At 68.8% G+C, this 16,985-nt stretch carries 11 protein-coding genes; 7 read left to right on the forward strand and 4 right to left on the reverse strand.

Annotation, left to right across the window (positions count from 1 at the left end; all coding sequences use genetic code 11):
- Positions 1–122: 122 nt before the first annotated feature.
- Positions 123–2,087 (forward strand): acyl-CoA dehydrogenase family protein, encoded by a 1,965-nt coding sequence (locus BM394_RS13300; RefSeq protein WP_092978208.1) that lies wholly within the window; start codon positions 123–125, stop codon positions 2,085–2,087.
- A 46-nt stretch (positions 2,088–2,133) separates the two neighbouring features.
- Here BM394_RS13300 and BM394_RS13305 read toward each other — a convergent pair whose 3' ends face one another.
- Positions 2,134–2,898 (reverse strand): TetR/AcrR family transcriptional regulator, encoded by a 765-nt coding sequence (locus tag BM394_RS13305; RefSeq protein WP_092978210.1) that lies wholly within the window; start codon positions 2,896–2,898, stop codon positions 2,134–2,136.
- Positions 2,899–3,074: 176 nt separating this feature from the next.
- Here BM394_RS13305 and BM394_RS13310 point away from each other — a divergent pair, with 176 nt between their 5' ends.
- From BM394_RS13310 to ptsP, 3 genes are all read left to right on the forward strand, one after another.
- Positions 3,075–5,174 (forward strand): MMPL family transporter, encoded by a 2,100-nt coding sequence (locus tag BM394_RS13310; protein WP_245780170.1) that lies wholly within the window; start codon positions 3,075–3,077, stop codon positions 5,172–5,174.
- 321 nt (positions 5,175–5,495) lie between these two features.
- Positions 5,496–5,801: a glutaredoxin family protein gene (locus tag BM394_RS13315; protein WP_342752610.1), complete on the forward strand. Its 306-nt coding sequence runs from the start codon at positions 5,496–5,498 to the stop codon at positions 5,799–5,801.
- Positions 5,802–6,687: 886 nt separating this feature from the next.
- Positions 6,688–8,325 carry a phosphoenolpyruvate--protein phosphotransferase gene (ptsP, locus tag BM394_RS13325; protein ID WP_092978218.1) on the forward strand — a complete coding sequence of 546 codons (1,638 nt, stop codon included), beginning with the start codon at positions 6,688–6,690 and terminating at the stop codon, positions 8,323–8,325.
- Positions 8,326–8,376: 51 nt separating this feature from the next.
- Here ptsP and BM394_RS13330 read toward each other — a convergent pair whose 3' ends face one another.
- Positions 8,377–9,054 (reverse strand): response regulator, encoded by a 678-nt coding sequence (locus BM394_RS13330; protein ID WP_092929906.1) that lies wholly within the window; start codon positions 9,052–9,054, stop codon positions 8,377–8,379.
- An 11-nt stretch (positions 9,055–9,065) separates the two neighbouring features.
- Positions 9,066–10,232, reverse strand: coding sequence for a MacS family sensor histidine kinase (macS, locus tag BM394_RS13335; RefSeq protein WP_425427661.1), 1,167 nt, complete (start codon positions 10,230–10,232; stop codon positions 9,066–9,068).
- A 616-nt stretch (positions 10,233–10,848) separates the two neighbouring features.
- On the opposite strand from macS, the gene BM394_RS13340 reads away from it, so the two are divergent.
- Complete coding sequence (locus BM394_RS13340; RefSeq protein ID WP_092978382.1) at positions 10,849–12,045, forward strand: GGDEF domain-containing protein; 1,197 nt, start codon at positions 10,849–10,851, stop codon at positions 12,043–12,045.
- A 439-nt stretch (positions 12,046–12,484) separates the two neighbouring features.
- On the opposite strand, the gene BM394_RS13345 is transcribed toward BM394_RS13340, so the two are convergent.
- Positions 12,485–13,636, reverse strand: a complete 1,152-nt coding sequence (locus BM394_RS13345; protein WP_092978220.1) for an AI-2E family transporter — start codon at positions 13,634–13,636, stop codon at positions 12,485–12,487.
- A 333-nt stretch (positions 13,637–13,969) separates the two neighbouring features.
- Between BM394_RS13345 and BM394_RS13350 the strand changes: the two genes are divergently transcribed.
- Together BM394_RS13350 and BM394_RS13355 are read left to right on the forward strand one after the other, a co-directional pair.
- Positions 13,970–15,199, forward strand: coding sequence for a hypothetical protein (locus BM394_RS13350; RefSeq protein WP_092978222.1), 1,230 nt, complete (start codon positions 13,970–13,972; stop codon positions 15,197–15,199).
- A gap of 221 nt (positions 15,200–15,420) precedes the next feature.
- Positions 15,421–16,866 (forward strand): hypothetical protein, encoded by a 1,446-nt coding sequence (locus tag BM394_RS13355; RefSeq protein WP_139235218.1) that lies wholly within the window; start codon positions 15,421–15,423, stop codon positions 16,864–16,866.
- The last annotated feature ends 119 nt before the right edge of the window (positions 16,867–16,985 follow it).

Genomic DNA, 16,985 nt, shown 5'->3' on the forward strand with positions numbered 1-16,985 from the left:
ATGATCCGATGTTCTCCTGACGCGGAGTCACCGCGCTCCGAACCCCCGAAGGCGCCAGACTGGTTCGACAACTCCGTCACGGGGTAATCGAGCTGGCGGTAGTCGAACGAGCTGGAGGACGTATGCGGATCCCGAGTATCCCCGTGAAGTTCGATCCCGCGAAGCTGCGCGAGTCACTGGACGGCCGTTGGGGCGAGGTCCGTGACCGGGTGCGCGGCGTCCTGGAGAACGAATCCCTGCCCACCGGCGACGGGCTGGACACCGAGTCCCACCGGGCACACACCTTCGAACAGCTGCGGCGGTTGGCCGACAGCGAGATCGTCCGGATCGGTTTTCCCGTCGAGTACGGCGGATCCGGCGACCGCGGCGGTTCGGTGGTCGCCATGGAGATGCTGGCGGGCAACCTCTCGCTGATGGTCAAAGCCGGTGTCCAGTGGGGACTTTTCGGTGGTGCGGTCACCGCGCTCGGAACCGAGCACCACCACGAGGAACACCTGCGGTCCATCATGGACCTATCGGAGCCGGGCTGTTTCGCGATGACCGAGACCGGACACGGTTCCGACGTGCAGCACCTCGGGACCACGGCGGTCTTCGATCCGGCCACGGCCGAGTTCGTGGTGCACACCCCGGACGAGTCCGCGCGCAAGGACTACATCGGCAACGCCGCGCGGGACGGGCGCACCGCGGCGGTCTTCGCCCAGCTGTACACCCCCACTTCCGACGGCGGGACGGAGAACCACGGGGTACACGCCCTGCTGGTTCCCATCCGAGACGGAGCGGGAAACCCGCTACCTGGAGTGTCCATTTCGGACTGCGGTCGCAAGGCCGGACTCAACGGGGTGGACAACGGCAGGATCTCCTTCGACCGGGTGAGAGTGCCACGGGAAGCGCTGTTGAACCGCTACGGCGACGTGGCCGAGGACGGCACCTACAGCAGCCCGATCGAGGGGGTGAACAAACGGTTCTTCACCATGCTCGGCACTCTGATCACCGGGCGGGTCTCGGTGGCGGGCACCGCCGGAGCCGCGACCAAGCTCGCGCTGGAGATCGCGCTGCGCTACGGCGACACCCGGCGCCAGTTCACCAACCCCCGGACCGGCGGCGAGACACCGGTGCTGGACTACCTGGCACACCAGCGAAAGTTGCTTCCCGCCCTGGCCACCTCCTACGCGCTGCACTTCGCGCAGGAGGAACTGGTCGCCACGCTGCACGACCTGCGGCAAGCCTCCCCGGAGGATGATCCCGAGGGGCGCGCCCAGCGGGAGCTGGAGTCCCGTGCCGCCGGACTCAAGGCGGTGACCACCTGGCACGCCACCCGCACCATCCAGGACTGCCGCGAGGCCTGCGGCGGAGCGGGGTACCTGACCGAGAACCAGCTGGCCGGGTTGAAGGCCGACACCGACGTGTTCACCACCTTCGAGGGGGACAACACGGTACTGCTGCAACTCGTGGCCAAGGGACTGCTGACCGGCTACCGCGAGGGCTTCGACGAGCTCGGCACGCTCGGAATGGCCCGTTACGTCGCCGATCAGTTCGTGGGAACCGTGATCGAGCGGACCGCCGCCCGCTCGTTGATCCAGCGCCTGGTGGACGCCTCACCCGGTAGGGACGACGAGGACGCGCTGTTCGACCGGGGTTGGCAGCTGCGGTTGTTCGAGGACAGGGAACGGCACGTGCTGGACGGGGTGGCCCGCAGGTTGCGCCGTGCCGGGGCCGGGGACGCCGACCCGTTCGAGGTGTTCAACGACGCGCAGGACCACGTGCTGCGCGCCGCGCGGGTGCACGTCGAGCGCGTCGTGCTGGAGGCTTTCGTGGCCGGGATCGAGCGTTGCACCGATCCGGCGGTCGCCGAGGTGCTGGAGCGGCTGTGCGATCTGTATGTGCTGTGCGACATCGAGGCGGATCGCGGTTGGTTCCTGGAACACGAGCGGCTCAGTCCGCGCCGGTCCAAGGCGATCACCGAGGCCGTCAACGCGTTGTGCAAGGGACTGCGCCCGCACGCGGTCGAGCTGGTCACCGCCTTCGGGATGCCGCGTCAGTGGTTGAGCGCCCCGATCGCGACCGGTGAGCAGCCCGGTACCGGCTGAAGCTCCCGAGGCCCGGCCGGGGACGTTCCGTCGATCCGCGAACCCGCTACCGGTACAGCCCGGACTCCCGGCCGAGTTCCTCCAGCATCGACTCGAACAGCCGGTCGGCGTGGCTGACGTCGAAGGGGAACTTCTCGAAAACCTCCAGCGCGACCTGGCCGTAGAGTCTCGCCCACCAGCGCAGCAGCATGTAGACCGCCTCGGCGCTGAGCGCCTCCGGGGGCATCTCGATGCCGTGCGTGTTGAAGGCCGCCGCCAGGTCGCGCTGGCTGTCCGCGAGTCCGGCCCGCAGCTCTTCGGGAATCCGGGGCGGTGGCGAGTTGTTGGCTCCCTCCGCCATGAGCGGGCCGACCACGCCGAGGAAGACGCTGCCCAGCTCGTCGCTGCGTGTGGTGGGCACTGTCGTCGCCGTGGGTGCGGGGTCCCGAGCGTCGACACCGGCGTTCGCACCACCGTTGCCGCCCGGGGTGGCGAACACCAGCCCGAACTCCCGTGGATGCGCCAGCGCCCAGCTCCGGAAACCTCGGCACACCGCGAACACCTTGCTCAGGTGGTCGTCCTCGATGCCGCGCATCGTCTCGTTCAGCTCCGCCGAGAGGTCGTCGCAGATGTCCTCGGAGAGCCGGTGGAGCAGGTCCTCGCGGGAGTCGTAGTAGCGGTACAGCGCGGGCGCGGTGATGCCGAGCTCACGTGCGATCGCGCGTAGCGTCACCGCTTCCTGTCCCTCGCGGACCAGCAGTTCGCGCGCGTGCCTGCGGATGTCGAGTTCCGTGGCAGCACGCAGCTGTTCACGTCGAGTGACTCCGTTCATGTGTCACTCCATCGGGTGCTCATCTCGGAGTTCATCGCTACAGTGGGGCGAAGTAAACGCCGTTAACTCGGGAATGGCAGGGTCGTAGCCACTGTACGGCCCCGACCGCACAGCCGGAGGTCCGTGTGTTCGCTTCCTGGGGATCCCTCGCGTATCGGCGCAGGCTCCCGGTGCTGGTGACAGTACTGTTGGTGGTCATCACGGGCGGAGTCTGGGGTTTCGGGGTGTTCGACCGATTATCCCAGGGCGGTTACGAGTCACCCGACAGCGAGGCGGCGGAGGCGCAGCGACGGGCCGAGCGGGTACTCGGTTCCAGCGGCGACGTGGTGGTGCTCTACAGCGTGGACCGGGGGACCGTTGACAACCCCGAGCTGAGTGAACGAATCCGGAGCACGCTCGCCGACCTGCCCGACTCCGCCGTGCGGGAGGTCAACTCCTACTGGAGCACCCCGAACCCCGCGCTGACCGATGCGGACCACACCACGGGGCTGGCCACCATCCGACTCGCGGGTGGCGAGGGGGACAAGACCGGCGCCTACGAGCGGATAGCCGATCGGCTCGACGTGGCCGGAGCGAGCACCGACGTCGCGGGGAGCGTCCCGCTGCAGGCGTCGATGAGCAGGCATTCCAAGCACGATCTGGCGATGGCCGAGGCCGTCTCGCTCCCCGTGGTGCTGGTACTGCTGGTGATCGTATTCGGTGGTCTCGTCGCGGCGGCCCTACCCGTGCTGGTCGGCGGTGCCGCCGTGCTCGGTTCGCTGGGGCTGCTGCGCCTGATCACGCTGTTCGCCGACGTCAACATCTTCGCGGTCAACGTGGCCAGCCTGCTCGGGCTGGGACTGGCGATCGACTACGGCCTGTTCGTGGTCGGTCGGTTCCGCGAGGAGCTCGCGGCGGGCAACTCCACCGGGGCGGCCGTGCGCCGTAGCGTGGCGACCGCGGGCCGTACCGTCGCGTTCTCCGCCACGCTGCTGGTGATCGCGTTGGGCAGCCTGTTGTTGTTCCCGCAGAGCTTCCTGCGCTCACTGGCGTACGGCGGGATGTCCTCGGTGGCGTTGGCCGCGGTGATCTCGTTGACGGTGCTGCCCGCCGTGCTCGGCATGCTCGGCTCCCGGGTGGACAAGCTCGCGGTGCCCTGGCGCCGCGAGCGTAGAACCGACGCCGAACCCGGGCGTGGCTGGTACCGGTTCGCCGACGCGGTGATGAAACGTCCGATGCTGACGGCTTTCCCGATCCTCGCCGTGCTGTTGCTGCTGGGAGCGCCGTTCCTGGGGACCAAGTTCGGCACCCCGGACGAGCGGATCCTGCCGAAGGACGATCCCGCCAGGCAGGGAATCGAGAGGCTGCGGGCGGATTTTCCCGCGATGAGCAGTGACAACGTTCGGATCGTGCTGGACGGCGGCCGGAACGCGCCCCCACGGCAGCGGGTCGCCTCCTTCGGTGATGCCGTCGGCGGGGTTCCCGGTATCGGCCAGGCGCGTGTCGCGGGCGGCCGGGACGGGGTCGTGGTGCTCAAGGCGGGGTTGGAGACGGATACGTTCGGCCAGCGGGCCAACGACGCCATCGACGAGATCAGATCGTTGCCTCCGCCACCCGACACCGAGGTGCTGGTCGGCGGTACCACCGCGCTGAACCTGGACAGTCTGCGCGACACCGTGGAAACCCTGCCGTGGGTGGCGGTGCTGCTCGTCGGGGCGACGTTGGTGCTGATGTTCCTGGCGTTCGGCTCGGTACTGCTGCCGATCAAGGCCGTGATGCTGAGCGTGCTCAGCCTCTCCGCGACCTTCGGGGTGCTCACCTGGATCTTCGTCGACGGACACGGTGCCGGACTGATCAACGTCACTCCCGCCCCCATGTCGGTAGGCATCGTCGTACTGATGGCCTCGGTCGTGTTCGGGTTGTCCACCGACTACGAGGTCTTCCTGCTCTCCAGGATGGCCGAGGCGCGCGCCCACGGTGCCGACACGTCCGACGCGGTGCGCACCGGGCTGGCCAGGACCGGCCGGATGATCACCGCCGCCGCGCTGCTGCTGATAGTGGTCACCGGAGCCTTCGCGTTTTCCAGCGTCACGATGATGCGGTTCATCGGGGTGGGAATGATCGTGGCGCTGCTGTTGGACGCCACCGTGGTGCGAATGATCCTCGTACCCGCTTTGCTGCGGTTGCTGGGTGATGCGTCATGGTGGGCACCCGGAAAGCCGCGCCGGTCGTGGCGACGGGGCGGCCGCTCCGAAGCGGAGGCCGGAAACGAAGCGGAGCCGGAATCGGTGCGCTGATCGGAGTGTTCCAACCGTGGAGCGGGGCGTTCGGCGGTCGGAAACCGCCGCCGGAGTCGGCCCACGGTGCCGAGAAGCTCGAGTGAACATCACGCCGCGTCTACGGTGATCTCGCGAGAGCGTGACGCGGGAGCCCGAGGCGGTACCGAAGAAGGACGACGAGTGAGCCGGAGGTGGCCGATGTCGTGGCGACAGAACCCCAGTGATTCCGACGAGCGGGCCGTGCGACCGAGCGGGGAGAGCCCGAACCACGCTGTTGACGGGGAGCACGCTGTTGACGGGGAGCACCGGGCGAACGGGGAAGCCGGGAAGGACGGCAACGTGCTGGTCTACACCCGCCCGGGCTGCCCGTTCTGCATCTCGTTGCGCGCCGGACTGCGCAGACACGGCGTGAGCTTCGAGGAGACCGACATCTGGCAGGACGAACGGGCGGCCGCCGCTGTCCGGGAACTCGCCGATGGCAACGAGACGGTTCCCACCGTGGTGATCGGTTCCTGGTCGGCGGTCAACCCTTCGGCCGAGGCCGTGCGCGAGGCCGCGGCGACGCACGCTCCCGCGGCGCTACCGGAGAGCGAACCGGGCCTTGTGAACGGTGCGCTTCGGGCGTTGCGGTTGCGTGACTCCTGATCGCGGCCTCCGCCCGGTCTTCGGGAATGTTCGGCCGGCGGGACCTCCCGCCGGCTCCCGTTCCGGGAGGACCGGCGGCGTTAGTCCGCCACGGAGCCGAGGACCGGGGCCGGCCGTACGGGGGGCGTTACGACCGGCCCGGCTGTTGCGATCGCCGATGGCGCGATATCGACGAGCTGCAACCATTCCAGTGTGACCCCGAGGAACCCGAAAACGGTGCGATTCCGTTCCCAATAACCCCCGAACGGGGGTGTGGTTAACGGGTGGATTCGGTTCGAAATACGCGAATCGTGCGAGAGCGCTCAGCCTGATCCGCCGGGTGAAGGGCGGACTCTCCGATGCCTTCCGTCCGCGTGGTATCTGCGTAACCGTCCGGTGCGGTACGGGAGCCGGGTCACGAGTGTCAACCTGGTGTTCTTCGGTCCGGTGGTGACCGTGCTCCCGCTTTCCCGGCTCGAGTGGTCAGCCGTGGTGGAATCCGTGGTGGCCGCCCTCGGGACGGCTTCCGGGGGGACGAAGCTGGTGTCCACCGGTTCACCCAGCGAGAGCCGGTGAACCCGCCGGGCCGGGCCGGCGAGGTGTGCTCGGGAGTGTTCGACGGTTCGCGAGTGTGTCACGTTTCGTTGTGTCATGTCTCCAGCCTGCTGGTCAGTACGAGGGACAGGGATCCGTGCGGCTACTCATGAGTTACCTATTGTCGGCAGCCCGCTGGTTCGTTCGAGTGAAGTAAGTTCCCTCGCACGCCGAGTTGTCCCTGTCCGAGTTGTTCCTGTCCGGCCGAGTGGTCACTGTTTCGTTCGAACGGGTTTCGTGGTCCCGTGAGCCCGTACGGCGTCGGGAGGTTCGGCGTCGCGGGAACAGCTAGCCGAAAGGTATGGTCTAGACCATGTTGCGATTGAGTGGTGTCGGCGTCAGCAACGGTCAGGCCGCCGGCCCGGTGGTCCGGGTCGCCGAGCCCCTGCCCGAACCCCCCGCCTCCCCCGCCGTGACGGATCCGGGAGCCGAGGCCGCGCGGATCTCACCCGCCGCCCAAGCCGTGGCCGACGGACTGTTCGCACGCGCCGCGGGCGTCGAGGGAGACGCCAAGGCCGTCCTGGAGACCACCGCCGCGATGGCGATGGATCCCTCGTTGAGCTCGCGCGCCGAGCAGCTCGTGAGCCAGCGCGCGGTGCCCGCACCGCGGGCCGTGCTGGAAGCCGCCGACGAGTTCGCGGAGTCCCTGCGGGCCACCGGTGGTTACCTGGCCGAACGGGTGCGTGACGTGCACGACGTGCGGGACCGGATCATCGCCGAACTGCTCGGTGTGCGGCCTCCCGGCGTTCCCACCCTGCTGGAGCCCAGCGTGCTGCTCGCGCGGGACCTGGCGCCCGCGGACACCGCTGATCTGGATCCGGACCTCGTGCTGGCCCTGGTGACCGAGGAGGGCGGCCCCACCAGTCACACCGCGATTCTCGCCCGCTCGTTGGGAATCCCCGCCGTGGTGGCGGTGCGCGGACTGCTCGCCGGGACCTCCGCGATCGCTGCCGAGGTCGACGGCGACAGCGGGGCGGTCGGACTGTCGGAGGAGCGGGTCGAGGTCCGCGCCGCCGAACGGGCCGACACGGCGAACTGGACCGGCAGCGGCGGCACCTCGGACGGGAGCCGGGTCAAGATCCTCGCCAACGTGGGCGCGGCCGCGGACACGGCGGCAGCCGTCTCCGCGCGGGCCGAGGGAGTCGGGCTGTTCCGTACCGAGTTCTGCTACCTCGCGGCCGAGGACGAACCGGACGTCGCCACCCAGCGGGCGGCTTACGCGGAGGTGCTAGAACCGTTCGCCGGGAAACCCGTCGTGGTGCGCACCCTGGACGCGGGTGCCGACAAACCGTTGGGATTCCTGGAAACCGGTGCCGAGCCCAACCCGGCGCTGGGTGTGCGCGGGTTGCGGGTGGCGTTCGACCGGCCGGAGGTGCTGGACCGGCAACTGGCCGCCATCGCGGCGGCCGCCGGTGACTCGGGGGCGGACGTCTCGGTGATGGCTCCCATGGTGGCCACCCCGGAGGAGGCCGCCTGGTTCGCCGAACGTGCCAGGACGGCAGGGATAGCCCGCGTCGGTGCGATGGTCGAGGTGCCCGCGGCGGCGTTGATCGCCGGAGAACTGCTCGAAGCGGTCGACTTCGTCAGCATCGGTACCAACGACCTGGCGCAGTACGTGTTCGCCGCCGATCGGCAGCTCGGCGCGCTGGCGGGGCTGAACGACCCCTGGCAGCCCGCCCTGCTGCGGTTGATCGCGATGATCGGTCGTGCCGGGGGCGAGACGGGCAAGTCGGTCGGGGTCTGTGGTGAAGCGGCCGCCGATCCGCTGCTCGGCCGGGTACTCGTGGGGCTGGGCGTGAGCAGTCTTTCCATGGTCGCCACGGCCGTTCCCGCCGTGGGGTCGGCGGTTGCCGGTGCCTCGCTGCGAGCCTGTGAACGAGCCGCCGAGGCAGCGCTCGCCGCGTCGGACGCCGCCGGAGCCAAGGCGGCGGCGCGTGCGGCGTTCGAATGAATCCAGCGGCGACTCGTCGTGCGCACGAAGCTCCACCGGTTCGGGGAGGCTTCAATCCGGTGGAGCCTCGCCCTCCTGGTCGAGCCCGTGCTCGATCGCGTAGCGGGCGAGTTCCACCCGGTTGTGCAGCTGCAGCTTGCGCAGTGTGGACTGCACGTGGTTCTCGACCGTGCGGTGCGAGATCACCAGCTTGTTCGCGATCTGGCGTGCGGTCAGGCCCTTGGCGACCTGCCGCAGCACGTCCGTTTCCCGTTCGGTCAGCCGCGGCGGGTCCGGATCCGAGTCGTCCGGGGTGACCGCCATCCGCCGGTACTCACCGAGCACCAGGCCCGCCAGACCGGCGGTGAACACCGCGTCTCCCACCGAGGTGCGTCGTACCGCGTCCACCAGCTCGTCCACGGAGGCCGACTTGACCAGGTACCCCGAGGCCCCGGCCTTGACGGCCTCCAGCACGTCGGCGTGCTCGCCACTGGCCGACAGCACCAGGACCCTGGTTCCGGGTATTTCCTGGGTGATCTGGCGGGTCGCCTCCACCCCGGAGGTGTCGCCCAGATTGAGGTCCATCAGCACCACGTCCGGGTGCACGGTCCGTGAGATGCGCAGTGCCGAGACCGCGTCGCCGGTGGTGGCGCTGATGCGGAATCCCCGTTCGGTGAGGTCCCGCGCCACTCCGTCTCGCCAGATCGGGTGGTCGTCGACCACCATCACCGAAATCTCCGATCCCGTCATGTTCTCGCTCCTCAGTAATTCCCGCGTTCCCGTGCACCACTGTGCACGGCCCGGTCCCGCGAATCGGCGCGAGTGAGATGGATTTCCCATTCGGTGCCCTCACCGGCCGAGGTGTCCAACGTGACAGTCCCACCGAGACTCTCCACCCGGCCACGGATCGACTGCGCTACTCCCATCCTGCCCGCGGCGACCGCTTCCTCCAGCCTGCCTTCCGGAATACCGGGACCGTTGTCCCGGACGCTGAGCACGATCTCGGACCCCAGATCCTCCAGCAGGATCCAGGCGTGTGCTTCCGGTCCCGCGTGCTCCGCGACGTTCTGGAGGGCCTCGCTGGTGACCGAGTACAGGGTGGTGACCGTTTCCGCGGGCAGCGTGACCTCGGTGGCGGGTACCGAGACGTTGACCCCCGTGCCCTCGAACGCTCGGAGGCGCGCGGCCAGGTCCGTGCTCGTACCGCCGCGTTCTGCCGGGCCGGTGGAGACCAGGGCGCGCAGCGCCGTCTCCTGCTCACCGGCCATGGTGGCCAGTTCGGCGGCTTCGCCGCCGAGCTCACCACCCCGGCGTCGCACTCGTGCCAGCACCTGGAGCACGCTGTCGTGGATGTCGCGTGCCAACCGCTCGCGTTCGGCCGTGGCCGCCTCGGCGCGCAGTGCTCTGGCCAGCCGCTGGGTGGAACGCTTGGCGGTTTCCGAGGCGAGCCCCAGCAGCAGTCCGATCACCAGGTGCAGCGCCGTGTCCATCCACATGTTGGGATCGATGTAACCGCGCATGGCGAAATTGGCCGACGCCGCGGCCGCGCCGCTCACGAACCCTCCCGGCATGCCGCACCGTACCGCCGCGGCGGTGACCATCGAGGCGTGCCACATGGTGACCACGGTCGGCAGTCCCTGTTCCAGCTGGTGCTCGGTGAGTACGAAGTAGCAGAGCCCGAACAGTCCCGTCGTGACGAACTGGTCCAGCAGCACCAGTCGTTTCGTGCGGCCCGACGGTTTGCTGTAGCGCCAGATGGTGAACGCGGTCCAGGCCACCATCGATGCCATGATCACGGAACCCAGCACCGGTTCGCGGTAGTCGGGCAGCATGACCAGGAACCACACGAAAGCGTAGATCAGGGTCATCACGCGTAGTCCGTTGTGTGCCCGCCAGAGCGGGATGCGACCGTCCGGGACCGCTTCCAGCTGTCCGTTCCGGTTCGTCGTGGTGTGTGGGGATTCGCCTGTCGTCGTGAGTGTTCGCCACATTCTCGGCCACAGGGTTCGGTTTCGGTGTCCGTCCGTGCTGTCGCTGGTCGTGCTGCCCACTCTTCGGCGTTCCTTTCCGGCGAACTTGCCAGGGCCATACGTATCGACGAGCGCGCCGGGCTCCTCGTTCCAGCCTTCGCGGAGTTCGCTCCAGGACCTTCGCGCCGGTTTTCGCCCCGCGCCGTGACTCTTCTCCGCACGTCGTGACGTGCGAACCAGCCAAGCATGAATCTTATTCGCCTTAGTGCGGCGTGGGCGAACCGATTATCGATCGCACGGAACGGCGCGTTCCCCGCGGCCACGACAGACCCGTCCCAGCCCGAGGACCGTTTCCGGAGCGACAACGACGTTCGGAACGGGCTCCCGATGACCGCTGTCGACGCCGTCATCGGACCGATGGGTTCACCGAACGGAACCAGTCGATCACCTCGGACATCCAACGGGAAACGGGGTTCCGCGTGTGATCGACGCTTCGGATCGAACGCGGCACAGGGTGTGGCTTCGAACCCGACCGGATCTGTGCGAGGCTCCCGGCAGGGGAGGAGTGAGTTTCATGGGGTACTGGCCATTGTGGAGGCTCAGGCCCGCGGCGCTGGTCTACGTACTCGCGGTGCAGGTCGTGGCCGTGTCGTTGGTGTTCGCGGTCATCCTGACCACCGCTCCTCCGACGTCCGACACGCTGCACCGCTTCGGGATGCTCGCGTTCACCGCCGGCGTCGTGATCGTCGGCACCTCGTTGTCCATCCAGCTGCGCGACGAGGTGCGCCGGGACCCCTGGACGATCCACATCTGCTATCTCGTCACCGGCATGCTCACGCTGCCGCCGAACCTGCTCGTGCTGTTGTTGCTGGGTCCCGCCCTGCACGGGGTGCTCGACGTGCGCGGCGAGTCGTACCGGTGGATGTTCGTCACCGCCGCCACCGTTTCGGCCACGTTCGCGGCCCGCGCGGTCGTCGGATGGCACGAGCCGCGGTGGAACCCTCTGCTGCTGGTCGCCGGTTCGGCCACCCTGCTGCTGCTTCGGGCCGCGATCGTGGCGCTCGGGCTCCGACTGCGCAGACCACGGGCGACCAGGGCCGAGTTCCTGGGGGATCCGATCGATGTCCTGCTCGGTATCGTCGCCGCCGCACTCGGCATCCTGCTGGCGGTGGCGATGGAGCTTCACCCGGCCAGTGCGTTGCTCGCCGCACCACCGATGGCGTTGCTGGACATGGCCGGTCAACTACCGCAGTGGCGGCGCTCGGCACAACGGGACGGCAAGACCGGACTCGTAAACGCGGTCCACTGGGACAAACTGGCACGCGCGGAGCTGGGCAGGGCGAGTTCCCGGCAACAGCGGGCCGCGATCCTGCTGCTCGATCTCGATCACTTCAAGCGCGTCAACGACGAGCTCGGACACCTGGCTGGAGACGCCGCGCTGGCCTCGATGGCGTTGATGCTGCGCGGCAGTGTCCGCAAGGGTGACCTGGTGGGGCGCTTCGGCGGCGAGGAGTTCGTCGTGCTGTTACCCGACGCAGATATCCCGGCCGCTTGCGAGATCGCCTACCGCATCCGGAGTTCCACCGCCTCGCTGTCCGTACCCGCCCGGGACACGCGAGGAGTACATCGTGAACTCGACGATCTCACCGTCAGCATCGGTGTGGCCGCCACCGAGCGGCTGGGCTACGAACTGGAGGACCTGCTGGTGGCCGCCGACGCGGCCCTCCTCGCCGCCAAGGCGGGCGGGCGCAACGCCGTCAGCCTTGCGTGAGCGTTCTCCCCTCGCCCGTTGCGTAGCGGTACGGGTGGCGGAACCTCTGGCACGACTCTCGCTGCGGGGAGGCCCGACATCGGGTAGCGACCTACACAACGTCGGGCCTTCCTCGCGAGAGCCGCACCGGAGAGCCCGCGGCGGTGCCGATTGCTTGCATGATTGGGGTTCGGCCTGCGGAAGTGGTCGGGGTTAGGGACCGGCGTACCTCGCCCAGCGGTGCGGCGATTTCTCGCGAAATCGTCGCCCTCGGGAGCGCTGTCGGGAAGTGACCGTGCGGGTCGCAGCGCACGTGTCCCCGGTGCGTGAGTCGGATGCATTGCGAGGCCGGGCCGCTCGCCGCGTAGGTCGCTACTCAAGAGCGGCCCAACGCGGCAAGGCGCCGACTCACGTGACGGCTACCCGATCAGCTACGCGGGGCGAACCGAATTCGACCGAATCATTCGGGTGCGGGCTCTTCGCTGTCGCTTTCGGGGGGTTCCCGACCGCCTTCCACTGTGGCGGTGGCCGGTTCCGCCTGCCCGTCGCCCTCGTAAAGCGCGCGGACGGCGGAGTTGAGCACCGCCAGCACCGGTACGGCCAGCAGCGTGCCGATGATGCCCGCCACTATGGCTCCCACGCTGATCGCCAGCACCACGGCGAGCGGGTGCAGCCGCACCGCACGGCCTATCAGCAGCGGCTGCAGCACGTTGCCCTCGAGCTGCTGCACGCCGAGCACCACCCCGAGCGTCAGCAGCGCCGCGATCGGCCCCTCGGCGACCAGGGCGACGAGTATCGCGACCGCTCCGGACGCCACGGCACCGACGATCGGGATGAACGCCGCGAGGAACACCAGCGCCGCCAGCGGCACCACCAGCGGCACACCTATTATGGCCAACCCGATCCCGATGCCCAACGCGTCACCGACGGCCACCAGGCCGGTCGCCCGGATGTAGCCGATCAGCGAGTCGAATCCCCTCGTTCCCGCCAGATCGAGCCGGGAGCGCAACGGTTCCGGCATCGGCCCCAGCAGGAACAGCCAGATCCGCCTGCCGTCGTGCAGGAAGAAGATCAAGGTGAACAGCATCAGCAGCATCCCGGTAAGGAAGCTGCCGAAGGTGGTGGCCGTGGCCAGCGCTCCGCTGGTGATTCGCTGCTGGTTGTCCTGCAGCCAGTTCCCGACCTGGTCCACGTATCTGTTGATCTGCGCCTCACCGAGGTGCAGTGGACCGGTGGCCGCCCACTCCCGGATGGTGTCCAGGCTGGCCATCAGTTGTCGTTGCAGGTCGGGCAGACCCGCGATGAACGCGTTGATGACGAAGGTGAGGATGCCGCCCAAGGCGGCGAGTCCGCCGACCAGTACGACCGCGGTGGCCAGTCCGCGCGGTACGCGCAATCTGGACAGTGCCGCCACGGCCGGAGCCAGCAGCGCGGACAGCAGCAGCGCGATGGCCACCGGGATGACGACCACGGACAGCCTGCCCACCAGCCATCCGAGGGCGTACAGCATGCCGAGAATGACCAACACCCGCCAGCTGAGGGCTGCCGTTGCCCGTATCGCGACCGGAACCCTGGCGGCTTCGTCCGAATCCGTGACCTTGAAGGCGCTCACACCGCAACCGTATACGCATGTGGTGGATCACGGTGGTGACTCACGGCTCCGGTTGTGCCGTGTCCGGTTCGGGACGTACGCGGCATACCGGCCTGTCACACGATGTGACGAACCGAGCGCTGAATGAATGCGAACCGGGGGATGTCTTTGGAAGAGTGATCGTCGGCAATCCGCTGGGCGTGCTCCGGTCCGGTTGTCCGTCGGCTCGACGGAACGTTGTTCCTCGACCGGCGTGGCGATGGACCGCACGCGAGGATCGGCCGGTGCTCGACCGCCTTTCCTCGTCCGGGTCCGTCCCGGCGGGAATGTCGTCCCGAGGAGGCTGCGGAGTTCATGTTCGATGGCGAGCAGTGTGTGACGGCCGACCGCCAACGGCGGTGGCTGTCCCGTGCGCTGGTCGCTGTCGGGGGAACCGTGGCCGGTGTTTCCGCTGCCTGGTTCTTCGGATCCGTGCAGGCCGTGGCGGTCGAGCAACCTTCCGAGGACGGTACGCTCCGCCAGGTCGGGGCGCTGATCCGACACGTCGACGACCACTCTCCCGGCTCGGGAACGGGTGGTTCCGAGGCGCACGATCGCTACGACGCCGAGCGGGCCGAATCCCGCGTGGAGTCGGGTACGGGCCAGTCGGGTCCGGTGTCGACACTCCCCCGGGCGCTGGGGCTCGAAGCTTCCGCTCGAACCACCACGGTGGATCCGGTCGGCGGTGCCGTCGGGAGCGGTACGGCGACCCGAGCATCGGGCGAACCGGCCGAGGTAGACCGGGCCGAAACCGGCCCATTCCGAACTGATCGGGCCCGAGGTGATCGAGTTCGAACCTCCCTGACCGTTTCCGCGGAATCGGACGGCGGAAAGGTGATCGGAAAAGAAACCGATCCACTGGGGACTGTGCTGGATCGCGACGGACTCCGGGGAACCACCGAGCGGCTGTCCGGCTCGGTTTCCGACGGACTGCGGACCGCGCGACGTGAGGTCGATCCGTTGCTGCGCCCCGTCGAACGAGTGGCGGGCACCGTGGTTTCCGGGACAACGGGCGAGGAATCGCTCACCGGAACGGTCGAGTCGGGTCTGGGGCGGCTGCACGACTCGCTGCGCGAAACGGTCTCCGGGGAAGCACCGGGCGACGTTCCGGACGAAGTCTCCGGCGAGATCGGTGGCACGGCGGTACTACCCGACGACGATGTGTCCGCCGCGCATCCCGGTGACACCTCCGACGAGACCGGGCCGAACGACTCCGGCGCGTCCGGTTCCGAATCCGACTCCCGGGAAGCGGCGGCGTTCGCCGCGATCGACCGGAACATCGCTTGGCTGAACCACGAATCGCGCTCCGAACGCGACGGTTCGCCCACGGAGAATCGTGGCGGGAAACTTCCTTTCCCGTCCGGTGACTGCGGCTGCGACACGGATGCCAACACCTCCGGCGGCGGCTCGCACGGCGGCTACGGTCTCGGGGACTCGCTTCCCGTTTCACGGTCCGCCGTCCCCTCACCCGGCGCCATAACGCGCGCCAATGTTTACGACCCCGCGAGCTCCGAGGGACCGCAACCGGGTACCACTCCCGACTGATTCTCGGTCCGCCGTGGCGGACCGTCTCGGGCCGGTTCGAGTGATCTCCACTCACCGTCACACCCGAGCAGTGTTTTTCGCCCTCCGCGACTTCGACCCCGAGTGTTACCGGAACCGGAATCCGGGCTCGCTCGATCGGGTCATTCAGCAATCGCAGTTCTCACAAAGCTTGCGTGCAGGGGCACTCCTGTATCGCGGGAAAGGAATCGGAGGAGAGTTCCATGCAGACTTGGGCAAGGCGAGGCGTGCAAGCAGCGCTGGTGACCGGCGGAATGCTCGCGGCCGGTACCGGCGTGGCCGCGGCGTCCGGGAACTGCCCGGATCGTCCCACCTCACCGCTCGGTGACCCGCTGACTCCCGCGGAAGCGGCCGGAGACGGCACCCCCAGCCGCAGTGGGCTGTGCTTCGCCGGTGAGTTGTTCCCGGAGGACGGCAAGGACCCGCTCCGGGACACGGTCGCCAACGCCACTGCCGACACCCTCGTCGGCGTCATCGAACCCATACGCGACGTCCCACCCGAGGTCGACAACGAGCGCACCCAGCGGATCCCGCGCATCACCGATGCGCCGGAGCCCGATGTCGAGCGGACCGTCGAGCAGACCGCCCGGCAGCACTGGATCCCGCCTCGTGCGGAATCGGCGGAACGCCTGCCGGTGGAACCTCCCCGTTCGGGGCCGTCCACCGGGTTGCCGGAGCTGTCCTGGCGCACGGATGTGGCACGTTCCGCTCCGCTCGGAACCACCGACCGTGTCGAGGCTCAGCCCAGGGAACGCTCCCGGGGAAGGCACGCGGCCCAGGAGACCAAACCGGCGGACGGCTTCCACCGCTCGTTGAGCTGGTCCGGGCCGATCGGCGGGGTCGTCGACACGCTCGTCGACGCCCGGAAGCGAGTCGATGCCCAGCCGCACGTCGACGAGAGCACCACAGAGACGCTGCCCCTCGCGCTGGTCACACCGCACACCGATCCCGCCGTGGCTCCCGAACTGGCCGCCCCACGCGGCGAGGGGATCGTCCAGGCCGGTCCGGCCGCGCGGTCGCGCAACTCGCCGGGGCTGCTGCTCACCGATTCGATCGATCTCACCTCGTCCGGGCTGGACACCGGGCCCGATCTGCGAGCGGTGCCGCGTGAGCTGCTGCGCTCGGCGCTGTCGGCGAGTTCCGGCGTCGAGCGCCCCGCCGAGGAGGCCGAGCCGCTCCGGCTGCCGAACGAGGCGCATCAGCGAGCCGAGCAGGTCCCCACCCTGGTGGCGCCGGAACTCCTGGTCGCCACTCCGGATTCGGCGAACGGTTCGGACGGGGCCGAGCTCGCCGAGCCGTTGGGCGAGTTCAACGCCTTCGACGGCAACGTCGAGACCGGCGGCTTCTCCCGCATCGCACGCGAGTTGAGTATCGAGGCCACCACCGTCATCCCGGCGTACGAAGCCGAGGAGGACGAGGTCTTCTTCAGCGAGCGTCCCGAACTCTCGCGTGTGGTGGTGCGCGAGCTGGACGAGTTGGCCGCCGCGATGCCGGAGCGCCAGCAGGTGACTTCCAACCCGTTCCGCGAGCGGCCCACCGCCCGTGGTGCCGCACCGGCGACGATGATGGCGCTGCCGCTGCTCGACGGGCACACCTATCCACTGCCCGCCCTGGATGCCAACGGTATGCCGAAGGTCGGTGCCGTGTGAGCGTCATGGCGGGGTCGCCGCACGCGTACGACCGGGACTGACCACCCCGGAAGTACGCGTCCTGCCGCCCTCGCGGAGCCGCTTGGCGATTGTCGGTAGCCGCGGGGCGGCGTTATCGG

Origin of the sequence: Actinopolyspora lacussalsi subsp. righensis (assembly GCF_900116555.1) — a bacterium.
GTDB lineage: Bacteria > Actinomycetota > Actinomycetes > Mycobacteriales > Pseudonocardiaceae > Actinopolyspora > Actinopolyspora lacussalsi.